The sequence below is a fragment of the Streptomyces sp. NPDC048612 genome (assembly GCF_043199295.1).
Taxonomy (GTDB): Bacteria; Actinomycetota; Actinomycetes; order Streptomycetales; family Streptomycetaceae; genus Streptomyces.
Genome location: NZ_JBICVV010000012.1, coordinates 136394 through 151542, shown reverse-complemented (window position 1 = coordinate 151542; position 15149 = coordinate 136394). Strand labels below are relative to the sequence as shown.

The 15149-nt window shown below is 71.7% G+C and carries 9 protein-coding genes; 3 read left to right on the top strand and 6 right to left on the bottom strand.

What is annotated here, in order from left to right:
• Positions 1-184 precede the first annotated feature (184 nt).
• Complete coding sequence (locus ACGFN2_RS20230) at positions 185-790, top strand: sigma-70 family RNA polymerase sigma factor (protein WP_393362250.1); 606 nt, start codon at positions 185-187, stop codon at positions 788-790.
• A gap of 9 nt (positions 791-799) precedes the next feature.
• On the opposite strand, the gene ACGFN2_RS20225 is transcribed toward ACGFN2_RS20230, so the two are convergent.
• On the bottom strand, positions 800-1738 hold the full coding sequence (locus ACGFN2_RS20225; protein ID WP_393362247.1) for a hypothetical protein: 939 nt from the start codon (positions 1736-1738) through the stop codon (positions 800-802).
• Between the two features lie 292 nt (positions 1739-2030).
• On the opposite strand from ACGFN2_RS20225, the gene ACGFN2_RS20220 reads away from it, so the two are divergent.
• The gene (locus ACGFN2_RS20220) at positions 2031-6410 is read left to right on the top strand and encodes an FtsK/SpoIIIE domain-containing protein (protein ID WP_393362439.1); all 4380 of its coding nucleotides are present in this window, start codon (positions 2031-2033) and stop codon (positions 6408-6410) included.
• A 199-nt stretch (positions 6411-6609) separates the two neighbouring features.
• Here the strand turns inward: ACGFN2_RS20220 and ACGFN2_RS20215 are convergent, their stop codons facing one another.
• The 4 genes from ACGFN2_RS20215 to ACGFN2_RS20200 all read right to left on the bottom strand — a co-directional run bounded on the left by ACGFN2_RS20215 (position 6610) and on the right by ACGFN2_RS20200 (position 12624).
• The gene (locus ACGFN2_RS20215) at positions 6610-11178 is read right to left on the bottom strand and encodes a DUF6531 domain-containing protein (protein WP_393362244.1); all 4569 of its coding nucleotides are present in this window, start codon (positions 11176-11178) and stop codon (positions 6610-6612) included.
• A 25-nt stretch (positions 11179-11203) separates the two neighbouring features.
• On the bottom strand, positions 11204-11902 hold the full coding sequence (locus ACGFN2_RS20210) for a hypothetical protein (RefSeq protein ID WP_393362241.1): 699 nt from the start codon (positions 11900-11902) through the stop codon (positions 11204-11206).
• Positions 11903-11934: 32 nt separating this feature from the next.
• On the bottom strand, positions 11935-12249 hold the full coding sequence (locus ACGFN2_RS20205) for a hypothetical protein (protein ID WP_260639542.1): 315 nt from the start codon (positions 12247-12249) through the stop codon (positions 11935-11937).
• A gap of 75 nt (positions 12250-12324) precedes the next feature.
• The gene (locus ACGFN2_RS20200) at positions 12325-12624 is read right to left on the bottom strand and encodes a WXG100 family type VII secretion target (RefSeq protein WP_393362238.1); all 300 of its coding nucleotides are present in this window, start codon (positions 12622-12624) and stop codon (positions 12325-12327) included.
• A 462-nt stretch (positions 12625-13086) separates the two neighbouring features.
• Between ACGFN2_RS20200 and ACGFN2_RS20195 the strand changes: the two genes are divergently transcribed.
• Positions 13087-14658: an IPT/TIG domain-containing protein gene (locus tag ACGFN2_RS20195; protein ID WP_393362235.1), complete on the top strand. Its 1572-nt coding sequence runs from the start codon at positions 13087-13089 to the stop codon at positions 14656-14658.
• Here ACGFN2_RS20195 and ACGFN2_RS20190 read toward each other — a convergent pair.
• A complete protein-coding gene (locus ACGFN2_RS20190) occupies positions 14642-15094 on the bottom strand; it encodes an ArsI/CadI family heavy metal resistance metalloenzyme (protein ID WP_393362232.1) in 453 nt (150 codons plus the stop codon). The genes ACGFN2_RS20195 and ACGFN2_RS20190 overlap by 17 nt on opposite strands.
• Between the last annotated feature and the right edge of the window lie 55 nt (positions 15095-15149).

Genomic DNA, 15149 nt, shown 5'->3' with positions numbered 1-15149 from the left:
CGGGCATCGGCGCTCCCGCCACGGGGCGCCGGCCGCCGGAACGACGGCGGTACCGGGCGGGTTCACCGCCGCGGGATTCCGGCGGGCACGCCGTACGCAGCGGGCGACCGCCGGCGGCGGCGACCGCCGGCTCTCCCGCGGTGGCCGAACCGTCTTCCCACAGACGACCGGAGAGGAAAGGGCCTTGTCGGCCAGCGCTTCGACCGAAGACCGAATACCCCGCCCCCACACCGAGGAACTCCGGCCCCACACCGGGGAACTCCGGCCCGACGAGTTCCTCAGAGCCCTCTACCGGTTCCACGGCACCGCGCTGCTGCAGTTCGCCGCGCGGCGGCTGGAGGGCGACTGGCACCGCGCCGAGGACGTTCTGCAGGAGGTCGCGATCCGCGCCTGGCGCCACGCCGGGGAGTTCGACCCGACGGCGGACTCGGCGCGGCCGTGGCTGTTCACCGTGTTGCGCAACCTCGTCATCGACGGTCACCGGGCCCGCCAGGCCAGACCGCCGGAGGCCGGCGACCCGGAACTCGCCCACCTGCCGGTGTCCGACGGGGTGGACCACATGCTCACCTCCCACGTGCTCTTCGACGCCCTGCGGGACCTGCGGCCGCCGCAGCGCGAGGTCCTGCTGCACGTGTACTACCTGGGGCGCAGCGTCAACCAGACGGCCAAGGTCCTCGGGGTGCCGCCGGGCACGGTGAAGTCGCGGACGCACTACGCCGCCCGCGCCCTGCGGGAGGCGCTGTACAGCCGCGGGCTGTGCGCGGGCGGACAGGACCGCGACACCGGCTGAGGCTCGGGCTCAGGCGAAGCGTCCCGCGTGCCGGGTGATCTCCAGGCCGAGCGGCCCGGTGTCCAGCGATCCGCCCGTACCGGCCCGCCAGCGCCACCCCGCGGGTGCGTCGCCGAGCACCAGCAGCGCGTCCCCGCGCCGCAGGCCGTCCAACGCGCCCTCCCGTCGCGGGAGTTGTGAGGCGTCCACGACGAACAGGTGCGGCGCCTCGCCCCGGACGGCGATCCGGCTGCTGCCCTCGATCAGCCGGAAGATCTGGGTGACCTCGGACGACCCGGACTCCGGCTCTGCGCCCGCCGACGCCGCGCGGGCGAACGCCTCCTCCAGGCTGGCCGCGGTGTGCAGCCGCGAGGTCCGGGGCGCATCGGGGCCGAGGAGTCCGTCTCCGGCCAGGGACCCGATCAGGGTGACCTCGGCGAGAGCGCCCACCGGGCCGGCGAGCGCCTCGGTGACGACGGCCCGCGCCAGGCCGCGCACCTCCTCGTCCGGTCCCGCCACGGAGACCGGCCCCGCCGCCCGGGAGAGGTCGACCAGCACCCGGTCGGCGCCGTCCAGCCCCACCGTCACCGTCAGCGCGTACGGCAGGGCCGGTTCGCCCTCCGGGCCGGGGCGGTGCAGGGCGTCGGGCGAGATCGTCCAGCGCTCGCCGTCCGCCTCTGCGGTCCAGGGCGCGGGGGCGGTCTCCTCCGCACCGGCCAGCAGCAGTCCGAGCCGCTTCTCGGAGTAGACGACGGCGTACAGGTCGGGCAGCGACCGGCCGGAGCGCAGGCACTCGCCGGTCAGCCGGCGCAGGCCCGCGTTGACCACGTCCAGCGCTTCCCGCCCCACGACGGCGGCCGAGGCGGTGGCGGGCTTCGGCGGGCGGGGCCGCCGTTCGGTGACGACCAGCGCGGTCACCGCTCCGATCAGCGCCAGCCCCAGCACCACGGCCAGGACGTACCAGATCATCTTCTGACTCCTTGTCGGGGCGCCCCGGCGGCGGAGCCGGGACGGGCAAAAGCGGGGCGGCATCGCGGCGGAGTCGCGGCGCCGTGCACCCGAAGGCCACTACGGGGCGCGGCCGCGGACGGTTCACCGGCGCTCGGTGAGCCGTCCGGCAGTGGTCCGCCAGCCGCCCGGGAGCCGTCCGTGAACCGTTCGCCGACCGCCTCCGTAGGTCCCGTCAGTGGCACGGGAGCCGCCGAGCATGGCTCCCGCGGCCCCCGCATTCACGCCGGCTGGAGGACGTTTCGTGTCGTTGATGTTGACCGTGGTCGAGGGGGACGGTGACGCGTTCGACGTCCACCTCGACGCCGACCCCGACACGCCCGTGGGCGCCGTTGCGGAGGCGCTGGCCGGGGCGGGTGGCATCCAGCGGCCCCCGGAGGGCCTCGGCCTGTACGCCGGGGACCGGCTGCTGCCCGCGGATCTGCGGCTGCGGGACGCGCCGCTGCACCAGGCGGCCATCGTGGGCCTGGGCCGCCCGGCGGGCACCGCGTCGGCCGAACCGGCCGGACTGGTGGAGGTCCGTGCGGTCGGCGGGAGCGGGGCGGGCGCGGTGCACCGGCTCGACCTCGGCGAGTACCGGATCGGACTGGCCCATGACGGGACCGCCCAGGTGCTGCGCGCCGTACCGGACCGCCCGTTCGCCGTCCTGACCGTGGGTCCCGCCGGCCGCTGCCGGGTGGCGCCGGACGCGGCCGCGCCGGACGGCGGCCCCGCGCAACTGGACCGCGAGGACCTCACCGGGGCCACCGCCTGGCCGCCCGGAGCCCAGCTCCTCGTCGGCGGCTGCCTGCTCGAACTCGCCCTCCCGCAACGGCCGGACGCGGCCGTGCAGCCGTCGGAGGACGGCACCGGCCGGGACTACAACAGGCCGCCGCGGCTGCGGCCGGCCGAGAACGCCACCCGCTTCACCCTGCCCTCGCCGCCCGGGGCGCCCGCCGCCCGGCCGCTCCCGTGGATCACCGCGGCCGCCCCGCTGGTGATGGCGGTGGTCGGCGCGCTGGCCCTCGGCCGGATGCAGATGCTGTTCTTCGGGCTGCTCTCCCCGGTCGTGATCATCGGTAACTACCTGATGAGCCGGCGCAACGGACGCCAGTCGCACTCCGACACGGTCGCCGCCTACGAGGAGAAGAAGGCACGCATCGAGGGCGACGCGGAGCAGGCCCTGACGGCCGAACGCACCGCCCGGCGCCGTGGCTTCCCGGACCCGGCCGAGGTCGTCCTGACCGCCGTCGGTCCCCGGCGCCGGCTGTGGGAACGCCGCACCTCGGACGCGGACTTCCTGGAACTGCGCATCGGCACCGCCGACCTGCCCTCCGACGTGGTGCTGACGGACCCGACCAAGGACGAACACCGCCGCCAGGACCCGTGGACCGCCTACGACGTCCCGGTGACCGTCCCGCTGCGCGAGCACGACGTGCTGGGCATCGCCGGGGAGGGCCCGGCCGCGCGCGCCGTGGCCCGGTGGGCCATCGCCCAGGCCGCCGTCCTGCACAGCCCCCGTGACCTCCAGATCCACCTGCTGACGACCGGCGGGCCGGGCCGCGACGGCTGGTCCTGGCTGCGCTGGCTGCCGCATGTGCGCAAGAGGTCCGGCGACACCCCGGCGAGCATCGGCTACGGCACCGAGACCTGCGCCCGCCGGGTCGCCGAACTGACCGCGCTGATCGCCGAACGCGCCGGACGGGAGGACCGCCGGAGCCGGACCGCCGGGCCCGACGTGCTGGTCGTCCTCGACGGGGCCCGCCGGCTGCGTTCGCTGCCCGGCGTGACGCAGATCCTGCGCGACGGACCGTCCGTCGGCGTCCGCGCGGTCTGCCTGGACGCCGAGGAACGGCTGCTGCCCGAGGAGTGCCACGCCGTCGTCACCGAGGAGCCCGGCGGAACCGTGCGGGTGGGCCGCTCCGGGCGGGCCACCGTCGGGGGCATCCGGCCCGACGCGGTGTCGGTGGACTGGTGCCGCTCGCTGGCCCGGGCGATGGGGCCGCTGCGGGACCCGGGCGGGGACGAGGAGGAGGCCGCGGTGCTCCCCGGTTCCGCGCGGCTGCTCGACGTGCTCGCCCTCGACCCGCCGCGGGCCGACGGCATCCGGGCCCGCTGGACGGCCGGGGGCCGCTCGACCCGGGCGGCCGTCGGCGTCTCCCTGGACGGCCCGTTCTTCCTGGACCTCAAGCGCGACGGCCCGCACGGGCTGGTCGCCGGTACCACCGGCTCCGGCAAGTCCGAACTCCTCCAGACGCTGGTCGCCTCGCTCGCGGTGGCGAACCGTCCGGACGCGATGACCTTCGTCCTCGTCGACTACAAGGGCGGCTCCGCGTTCAAGGACTGCGTGGACCTGCCGCACACCGTCGGCATGGTCACCGACCTCGACGCCCACCTCGTCGAGCGGGCCCTGGTGTCGCTGACGGCGGAACTCACCCGGCGCGAGCACATCCTCGCCGCGGCCGGCGCCAAGGACATCGAGGACTACGTCGAGCTGCTGGAGCGCAACCCCGCGGGCCACACCCCGATGCCCCGGCTGCTCATCGTCATCGACGAGTTCGCCTCGATGGTGCGCGACCTGCCGGACTTCGTGAAGGGCCTGGTCAACATCGCGCAGCGGGGCCGCAGCCTCGGCATCCACCTGATCCTGGCGACCCAGCGCCCCAGCGGCGTCGTCTCCTCGGAGATCCGCGCCAACACCAACCTGCGCATCGCGCTCCGGGTGACGGACGCCGGCGAGAGCCAGGACGTCCTCAACTCCTCGGAGGCCGCCGGGATCTCGCAGAGCACTCCCGGCCGTGCCTATGTGCGCTTCGGCCAGAACTCCCTCGTGCCGTTCCAGTCCGGACGGGTCGGCGGGCGGCGGCCCGGTGCCGCCGCGGTCTCGCTGCCGGCGCCCTGGGCGGTGGCGGTCGGCTGGGAACGGCTCGGCGAGCCGCTGCCGTCCCGGCCCCGCGCCGCGGCCGCCCCCGCCGAGGCGGAGACCGACCTCACCGGACTCGTCGCGGCGATCCGCGAGGCGGACCGGGAGATGGGCATCCCCGCGCAGCACAGCCCCTGGCTGCCGCCGCTGCCCGAGCAGCTGGTCACCGCCGACCTGCCGCCGGCCCCGCCCTCGGACTACGACCTCGCGCCGGTCGCGTACGGCGTGGTGGACCTGCCCGCACAGCAGGCCCGGCTCCCCCTGGTGATCGACCCCGCGACGCTCGGGCACCTGCACATCATCGGCTCGCCCCGGCAGGGCCGGTCGCAGACCCTGCGCACCATCGCCGGGTCCCTGGCCCGTGCCCATTCCCCGGCCCAACTGCACCTGTACGGCATCGACTGCGGCAACGGCGCGCTGCTGGCCATGGAGGGCCTGCCGCACTGCGGCGCCGTCACCCAGCGCACCCAGCCCGACCGGGTGGCCCGGTTGCTCGCCCGGCTGACCGCTGAGCTGACCCGGCGGCAGGAGATGCTCGCCGCCCGCGGCAGCGCCGACCTGACGGAGCTGCGCCGCGCCCTGCCGGAGGACGAACGGCCGCCGCACCTCGTGCTGTTCCTCGACCGGTGGGAGGTCTTCGACAAGCAGCTCGGCGAGTACGACGCCGGGAACCTGCTGAACTCCGTGCTGACCCTGCTCCGGGACGGCGCGAGCGCCGGCATCCACCTGGTGATGACCGGCGACCGGGCGCTGTTCTCCAGCCGGGTCAACAGCTCCACCGAGGACAAACTCGTCCTGAAGCTGAACGAGAAGTCCGAGTACGGAATGATCGGCATCACCCAGCGGAACGTGCCCGACGAGATCCCGCCGGGCCGCGCCTTCCGCGCCGCCGACAAGGCCGAGGTGCAGATCGCGCTCCTCACCGGGAATCCGGAGGGCCAGGCGCAGGCCGCGGCGCTCCAGCAGATCGCCGAGGAGTGCCGGCAGCGGGCGGACCGGCTGCCCGATGCCACCCGGCCGTTCCGCGTCGACACCCTGCCGGACCGGCTCACCTTCGAGGAGGCCGCCCGGTTCGTCCCGGCCCGGCGCTCCGCGCGCTGGGCGCTGGCCGGCGTCGGCGGCGACGAACTCACCGCTGTCGGACCGGACTTCACCGTCACCCCGACGTTCCTCGTCGCCGGTCCCGCCCGCTCGGGACGCAGCACCGTCCTGTCGACGCTGGCGCTGGCTCTGCTCTCGGCCGGCACCCCGGTCGTGGTCGGGGCCCCCGCCCGCTCGCCGCTGCGCCACCTCGCCGGACGGCCCGGCGTGCTCGCGGTGTTCGACGACTCCGACCTCGACCCCACGGCCCTGGAGACGGCCCTGGCCGCCGCGCCGGACGGGGCCGTGGTGCTCCTGGACGACGCCGATCTGCTGCTGAAGACGAAGGCCGAGCCGGTCCTCACCCAGATCGCCAAGTCCGGTGCCGAGACCGGCCGCGGCCTGGTGATCGCCGGGCAGACCGACCGTCTCTCCTCCGGTTTCTCCGGCTGGCACACCGAGGCCCGCCGCAACCGGTGCGGACTGCTGCTGAAGCCGCAGAACATGAGCGACGGCGAGCTGATCGGCGTCAAGGTGCCCCGCAGCCGCCTGGGCGCCACCCGCCCGGGGCGGGCGATCCTGCACCTGGGCGACGGGGTGCTGCGCACGGTGCAGGTCCCGGAGACGGTACTCCCGGCACACGAGGGCTGATCCCACGGGTTGCGCGACAGAGGGCTCCCGCCGACGAGTTCGGCGGGAGCCCTCTGTGGTGTGCGGACGGCGTTCGCTACTGCGCGAGGCGCCGGCGTTGAACGCCGTCCCCGTTCAGATTCTCCTTGTGTACGCGGCTATGTCACGCGCAACCTCGAATTCGATACGGTTCGCGGCGTGAGAATCGGCGTCGCCCGAGTCACTTCGTGTTGCGCACTTGCCAGCCTTCTCCGTACATGTGGGCGCCCTGCTTGTCGTACACCGTGGCGTAGCACGAGAGGTACTCGGGAATCAGCGACGAGTAGTTCCGGTCGATGTCGGCGGCAACCTGGCCAGTGGCCCCCAGGTCCGCCCCGGAGACCTTCCCGTAGTGCGCGATGACCTCGTACTCCACCGTGTTTCCTGCTGCCACTTCCCTCTTCACCGTCCGTTCGATGGAGTTGAGGTGGTTCAGGTTTCCGGTCTTCGTCAACGGGGTCAGATTGCTCAGGGTGTGGCCCGGCCCGCCGAGATGCTCGTTCAGCAGATGTCCTTGCACCATCTGCTTCTGGAACCACAGCGCTGTGGGCCCCTGTCCGGTCGGCCACCAGGCGGGCTTAATCGTCGGGGGCTTTCCGGCCAAGTTGGAGTTGGGCCCCAGCTTGACCTTCATGGAGCTGCCGGCGCCGTTGGTCAGCGGGCCGTACGTCGCAGTGCAGGGCGCGAGGCCGAGGGGGTCGGTCCACGCCAGGGGATTCTTGACGTAGGTGTGGTGGTTGAGGGCGGGTTTGAGGCCGAGCGGGTCCGGCGTCGTGTAGCGGGCGGTCTCGGGGTCGTAGTGCCGGAAGTAGTTGTAGTGCAGGCCCGTTTCGGGGTCCTCGTACTGCCCCGGGAAACGCAGCGGTGTGTGAGCGATCGCGTTCCGATTGCGGGTGGTGACGCCCCACAGCGTGGCACTGGAGCGCCAGGCGATGGTGCCCTGCTCATCGACCAGTTCGGTGGGAGTGCCGACCAGGTCGGTGACGAGGGCGAAGAAACGGGAGTCGAACCCGTCCTGGCCTCCCGGCTTGCGCTCCAGCTGCGTGAGGGGGCGGTGGCCGTCGTGGTCCCAGGTGAGGATGACGCCGGTGGTGCCGTCCGTCTGCTCGGCGAGGCGCGTTTCGTCCCAGGTGAAGTGCACCGCTTCGGCCGCGGTGACGCCGTCCTCCGCCATGCGGTACTTGGCGGTGCGGCGGCCCATCGGGTCGTAGGCGTAGTGCCACCGGGTGCCGTCGGGGGTGACGCAGGCGACGAGGTGGTCCTCGGCGTCCCACTCGTAGCGCCAGATGTCGGGCTTCTTGGACAGGCGGTGCTTCTGCCGCAGCACCATGCGGCCCGCGTCGTCGTATGCGTACCGGACCGTGCCGGCGGAGAGCAGACGGGTGTCGGTGTAGGTCCGGGAGCCCCGGGCCTCGGTGCGCGGCGCCTTGTCGGGCCAGCTGGCCGCGGTCTGGTTGCCTGCCTGGTCGTAGGCGTAGGACTCGGTCCAGCCTTCGGCGGTGACCGTCAACGGGCGTCCCACCCGGTCCAGTTCCATCTCCTTGCTCGTCCCCCTCACCTCGTCGGTGATGGCGGAGACGTAGTTGTCCGCCCGGTACGCGTAGGTGCCGGCCCGGACGACCCCGCCCGGGGTGGTGAGCCCCTGTGCGACGGGGCGGCCAGCCATGTCCCAGGCTGTGGTCATGGCGACCTGCGAGGCGGTCGTGCCCAGTGCGCGGACGAGTTCATGGCCGAGGAGGTCGTGAGCGAACTCCATCCGGTGGCCGTCGGAGGTCAGGGAGGTGCGGTTGCCTGCCTGGTCGTAGGCGAGTTCGGTGTACGCGCCGGTGGGCGTGGTGCGGGAGGTGCGGCGCCCCATGAAGTCGTAGGTGTAGCGGGTGGTGCGTCCGTCGACGGTTTCCGACAGCAGGTTCCCCGAGATGTCCCGCTCGAAAGTGAGCGTGGAGGTGGGGGACACCGCGCGCAGGAGCGCGCCCGCGGCGTCATAGGTGTAGTCGGTCCGCACCCCGGCCGCGTCCTTGGACGTCAGCTGACCGAGTGCGTTGTACGTGTAGCCGATCTCCTCGCCGAGCGGTGTCGTGCGGGAGGTGATCCGGCCCAGCGCGTCGTGGGCGTAACGGATTTCGCGGTTGTCGAAGTCGGCCTCCTTGATGAGACGGCCGACCCGGTCGTAGGTGTAATCCCAGGTCAGGCCCTGCGGGTTGGTGACTCGGATGGGGCGGAGCTCGGCGTCGTGGACGAAGGTGGACCGGGCGCCGTCGGGGTCGGTACGCGCCGCGAGCCGGTCGAAATGCGTGTACTCGAAACGGGTGGTGGCGCCTGCGGGGTTGGTGTGCGTGAGGCAGTTGCCCTCGCCGTCCCAGGTGAAGCGTTCGGTGCGGCCGTCGATTGCCGTGCGCTCCGATACGCGGCCTTCGACGGTCCATACCGTGCGGGTGATCGCACCCAGTGGGTCGGTGAGGACGGTGGGGCGGCCGAACGAGTCGCGTTCGAGCCGGGCGGTTCCGCCGGAGGCATCCGTGAGGGAGAGGGGCAGACCGGCGGCGTCGTTGTCATACGTGGCTGCTGCGCCCGAGGCGTCCGTTGCGGTCGCGATGGCACCTGCGCGGTCGTGGGTGAACCTGAGGGTGCCCCCGTCCGGCCCGGTCATGGCAGTGGGATTGCCCCGCTCGTCGTACGCGCAGTGCCAGGTCGTCCCGTCGTGACCGGTCGAGGAGAGCGGGAGGTTCAGCTCGTTGTACGTCGCCGTGGACCTGCTGCCGTCCGGGAGCTCGATGACGGTGGGGTTGTGGGCGGTGTCGTACTCGTACCGGGTGGTGTGGCCGAGGGCGTCGGTGCGGGCGAGGAGGTGGTCGTAGCGGTCCCACTCGGAGGTGGTGGTGTGGCCCAGCGGGTCCGTCTCACCGACGACCTGGTAGCGGTCGTTGAGCTGGTAGACGGTGGTGGCGCCGCAGGCGTCGGTGTAGTGGGTGCGGTGCTCGACCGTGTCGTAGGACCACTGCGAGGAGAGGTAGCCGTCGGGGCCGACGGTCTCGGTGACGCGGTTCTCGTCGTCGTGGACGTAGCGGTACGTGGAGGCGTTCCGGTCCGTCCAGGAGGTGATGCGGGACTGCTCGTCGTAGCCGAACAGCAGGGGCCGGCCGGAGGAGTTGACGACGTGGGTGAGGTTGCCGTCCGCGTCGTGCTCGTAGGACATGACCTCGACGGGGCCGTCGGGTGTGGCGACCGAGAGGCCGGTGATCAGGCCGGCGATGCAGCGGACGTCGACGCGGTAGCCGCCGGAGTGCAGCAGCGTGGTCGGGGTGCCGTCTTCCAGGCGCTCGACGGTGACCTCGTTGCCGTTGCGGTCGTGCCAACCGCTCAGCCAGTACAGGCCGTTCTCGTCGTCGGGGTGGTCCGCGAAGGTCCGCACGAGACCCGTGTGCGGGTCGGCGACGCGATAGGTGGCCCGGTCCTCGGTGCCGGTTCCCGCACGGGCCAGCGGGAGACGCGGACCTTCCTCGGGTAGCACCCCCTCGCGCTCGCTCGATTCGGCACCGGGAAGCCCCGCATAGAACAGAATCGACCCGTCCTCCCGGGTCCATGACACCCGCCCCCGCTCGTTGACCTCCAGGCGCTCGTCGAGGGTGGAGGCCCAGGAGGGGCCGAAGAACTGGCCGTAGCGGTAGGACGACAGATACGTCCGGGAGACCGCGAGCGGCAGGACGCCGGGCAGCGCCAGATCGGTCTGCTGCAACAGCATTTCGCCGCTGGCCACATCGACCGGGTCGGTCGCGCACGTGCGCGTGTCGACGCCGCGGCCGGTGAGACGGGAGTTTGGCGATTTGACGGAGTTGGGCTTGACGTTCTTGAGGGCCGAGCCGATCCCCTTGACGCCCTTGAGGAGCGCGCCGCCGCCCGCGACCAGGCCGACGACGTCGAGGACGATTTCGGCGATGTTCCAGTCGCCGGTCTCGGCCATGATCGACATGTTGATGCCCAGTGATGCCGCGCCGGCGACGAAGGCCCCGATGGTGAGCGCGATCCCGAGTCCTTGCAGGCCGGGCACCAGCATTGCCAGCACGCCGAGCACGGCGCTGATGATGGCGAGGGCCTTGCTGAAGGCCTTTTTGATCTTGTCCCAGAGGCTGTAGCCGTCGACGGATTCGTCGCGGGCGTCGTCCAGTTTCCCGGCGGCGACGGCGGCGTCCTCCTCGCGGATCTGGCGGGCGTCCTCGGCGAGCATGCGGGCGGCGTCGAGGTCGGCCTGGGCGTCGTCGGCCCGTGCCTGGGCGCTGGACTGTTTGCTGTGGGCCTCGTCGAGGGCGCGGCGGGTGCCGGCGCGGGCTTCCTTGTCGTCCGGCGGGTGCTTCTGGCCGTCGAGGTGGCTGATGTCGGCGCCGGCCGCCTTGACCACGTCGGTGGCGGACTCGAGGCGGTCCTTTGCCTCGCGTCCCTTCTCCAAGGCGTTGTCGGCGTTGCGCTGCTGATCACGTAGCGAGTGGACGTAGGTGTCGAGCGCGCCGGCGGCCTGGTCGTAGGAGCTGTGCAGCTTGCGCACCTGGTTGGCCAGGTCGCCCAGCTTGTCCCGGAGTTTGTCCATCGTCTTGCCCTCGCCGACCTGGTTGTTCTCCAGGCCGGAGACGAGGGGCAGGGCGTCGCCCGCGTTGTCGGCGACGGAGCGGTACTGGCGGGCCAGATCGCCGAGCATGTCCGCATCGCCGGGGGTCGGGTCGTCCGAGAACCCGAAGACGTCTTCCCAATCGGACACCGCTGGACGCGCCATGGTCGCGACCTCACTTTCCCTGTGCTGCGTCGGTCGTGTCGGCTGCGTCGTCCGTGTCGGCCCGGCCGTCGAAGCGGAGCGACTCGGCGATCGCGTCGAAGACCTCGTAGAACTGCTCCGCCAGATCCACGTTGGGAGTGGAGCTGGCGATCACCAGGTAGTCGTGGGTGCGGGGCACCGGGACGAGGGTGTGCCGCACCGCGGTGGGAACCCGCTTCCCCTGGTAGTCCACGTCCTCGACGCGGGAGATCCGCCCGGCCGCCCCGGCATGCGGCAGTTCCACCAACTCCACCTCGCCGGGCGGCAGTCCGGTGCCTTCCGCCTCGGTGCCGAGCTGCACGCCGGCGGCCATGACGAGGTCCGCCAGATCCTCCGACTCCCCCTCGGGAACGGTGATCCGCAGCACCACCGTCGTGGCGCTGAGCACCAGCGGCTCGCTGCCCGCGCGGAGAATCCTGATCATTCCCGAGGCGCGCAGCGCACCCTGTGCATGCGCCTCGCGGGCGATGCGCCGGGTGTCGCGGATCAGCCCGTCCACCCGCTCGCGGGTGAGCTGGGGGGACTTCTCCACCTGTGCCTCGATGCGACGGCGGATCGACGCGTCCCGCGTGCTCGGGTCGAGGTCGAGATGCCACCACGAATCGGGGAACCTCAGGCTGTATTCCGCGGGCGCGGCCGCCTCCGGCTGCTCCGTGGTCGGTTCCGACATGGCGCTGTTCCCTTCGGCGCGACGTTCCTCCGTCACGCGTCCTGCTGGTCTTCGTCCAGCGACTTGATGGTCTCGTCGTCCGTCTGCGTGAAGTTCTCGACGATCGTGTCCGTGTTGTCGGCGAACGTCTTCACGTTGTCGTGAACCCGCTCGTGACCCGCCACCCACGCCTTGTCGAACGCGTCGAGGGCGTCCGCGAGCGTGCTGTCGCCGGCCATGCTCTTGAAGTCGCCCGAGCCGCCGGCGGCGTGGTAGAGCGTCGCGGAGTTCCCGATCAGATCGCCGATGTTCTGGAGCTCCTTGACGGTGTCCTTCAGGTCCTGCACGGGAACGCTGATGCGGCCCACCGGTGTCTCCTCTCCTGCTCCGGCCGTCCGGCCCCGCCCTCACCGCGAGGACGGGGCCGGACGGTACGGGGCACGTCAGCCGATGGCGCCGGACGTCTGGTCGTCGGTGTCGACGAACGCGTCGGCGACCTGCTTGATGAACTCGCTGACGCCCTGCAGGCCCTCGATCGCCTTCTCGGTGCCGTTCTTGTACTCCTCCCAGTACGGGCGGAACTTGGTCTCCGAGCCGGGGGTGGCGTAGGCCGCCTCGACCATCTCGTCCATCTTGGTGTTGGCCTCGTGCAGGCTCTGCTGCATCAGTTCCTTCTGGTTCTGCAGCCAGGTCGCCGCCTCCCGCATCTCGTCCGGGCTGATCTGGATGTTGCCGCCGGCCATGCCGATTCCTTCCCTCGCTGCGTAACGCCGCGGCCAACTGGGCCGCACACACGGGGCTGTACGGGGCACCCGCCGAGGCGGTTCACGGCTGTTGCGGAACGGTGACGAAAGCGAAGCGCCCGAGCCAGCGACAAAGTGGAGACGTCGAAACGAGCCATCGGCGCCTGACCTTTGGCGCTGCGGCCGCCGACGGTTGGCATGCCGACGGCGCCCCGGTGATGTCCTGGCGCCCCCGGCTGACGGGGCGCCGCCCGGTCGGGGACTGGGCCAGGAGCCTGAAATCCGTCGCTCTGCGGGGTCGCAACGTCGTGGGCGGCCGCACCACGAAACAGGATGAACGTGATCAACACGACAGCCGGAGTGGTGCACGCCGCCAGGTGGCGAATCGGGGGTTCAGGTCCCCGGACGCCTGTACCAAGCCGCCGCGTCCCACTCCGCTCCGCTGACATGCAAGGAGCACGTATGACGAAGGCGCCCCAGTCGGCCCCGACCCCCGCCCAGGTCACCATGACCCTCTCTGCGATCGCAGCCACGGCCGCGACCCCACGCCCGTCGGGTGAATCCCTGCGGGATCAGCTCCAGCGCGCCAGGCTCGGCATCACCGCGCAACTGAACAACGCCGGCCTCGCCACGGGCAGCTCGTGGGAGCTGATGTGGCTGGCGCTCAGCCCGGACAACGCGAACCTTGCGTACCTCGCCTGGAACTCCGACGGCTCGAACCAGATTGCCGTGGCCATCCGCGGCACGATCGGCAATCCCGTCGACATGATGGAGGACCTCGATGTCGGCACGGTGGTGCCGTTCACCGCCGGCGGTTCGACGGACATCGCCGTCTCGGCCGGTGCCATGGCCGCGTTCACACAGATCATCAACGCGCGCGGCATCACGGCGGTGGCCACCGAGCAGGCACCGGGCGGCGAGTCCGGCCGGCCGGAGATCGTCCTCCCTTCGGACGCAACGCTGGTGCAGGCGCTCTCCGCCCTCCTGACATCCGTACCGTCCTCCCCTCAGCCCACGATCTACGTGACCGGCCACAGCCTTGGCGGGTGCATCGCCACCACGCTGGGCACTTACCTTCAGGCCCAGACCATCCAGCCGAACACGCCGCGGCTGGCACTCGTCACCTTCGCCGCCCCCACCGCCGGCCTGAAGAGCTTCGCCGATTACGTCGGCTCCCGGCCGTGGAGCCTCAACGAGCGCTGGGTCAACGCATACGACCTGGTCCCGCGCGCCTGGTCCGAGCTGCTGACGGCCAAGAGCTGGTACCCGGCCCCGGGCCCGACGGCGAACGACGAGGTGAAGGGCCTGCTGACGGTGATCGACGGGCTCCGGAAGGACAACGCCTACGTTCAGCCCAATGCCGCCAACCCCAAAACGGTGAATGGCACCTACTCCAAGTACGACAGCGGGCTCGTCAACCACACCACCGCCGACTTCCTGGGCCAGGTCGCGTTCCAGCACGCCAACTCCACGTACCTGACCCTGCTGGGCGCCCCCGTCGTCCCTGCCGGCCCGGTGGTGACCTCGGTGAGTCCCACCTACGGGTGGGGCGGTAAGTCGGTCACCGTCACCATCACGGGCAGCGGATTCACCAAGGACAGTGTTGTCGACTTCGGCACGATCCCGTGCAGCGTGTTCAACGTCGACTCCGCCACGCAGATCACCGCGACCGCGCCCGACGGCCACGGCATCGTCGACGTTCGCGTCACCACGATGCTCGGCACGTCGCCCGCCGTTCCCCTGGGGCGGTTCGCCTACGACGGCGGCCCCGCGCCCGTGGTGGTCAGCGGGGTCTTCCCGCGCAGCGGGACGGCCGGCACTCAGGTCACCATCAGCGGCTCGGGTTTCGCAGCGGGGGCGGCCGTGCGGATCAAGGACGTCGCCTTGAGCGCGGTCACCGTCGCGTCACCGACCCAGATCACCGCGAAGGTGCCGCTTCGGCGGCCGGAGTGGAAGACGGTGGACATCACCGTGACGGTCGGCGTGGCCACGTCGCCCACCGGCCCGGCCGACGAATTCACGTACACGGGTTGAGCCCTGGGCGGGGCCGGCCGTGACCCTTCCAGGGAACGCCGGCCTCCACGCTTTGCTGAACCAGCGTGTCGGCATCGGCCTTGACGACATAGACCTCCCACGGCTCCTTGCCGGGGCCGTGCACCCACACCTTGTCCTGCACGGCGTAGCAGCACGAGGTGTCGTTCTCCTCGAACGTCGCGAGGCCGGCGTCCTTGAGCCGGGTCGTCGCGGCTGTCACCTGGCCGGTGGACTCGACTTCCACCCCGAGGTGGTCGAGGCGGGTTTCCTGTCCGGGCTCGCCCTCGATCAGTACGAGCTTGAGGGGCGGCTCGGTGACGGCGAAGTTGGCGTAGCCCTCGCGTCGCTTGGCCGGTTCGGTGCCGAACAGCTTCGAGTAGAAGGCGATCGACGCTTCGAGGTCACTGACGCGCAGGGCGAGCTGTGCACGGGACATGACGTGCCTCCGATCGGCGTGCATTGATGTCCTTCGATGCAAGCTTGTGCCTTGA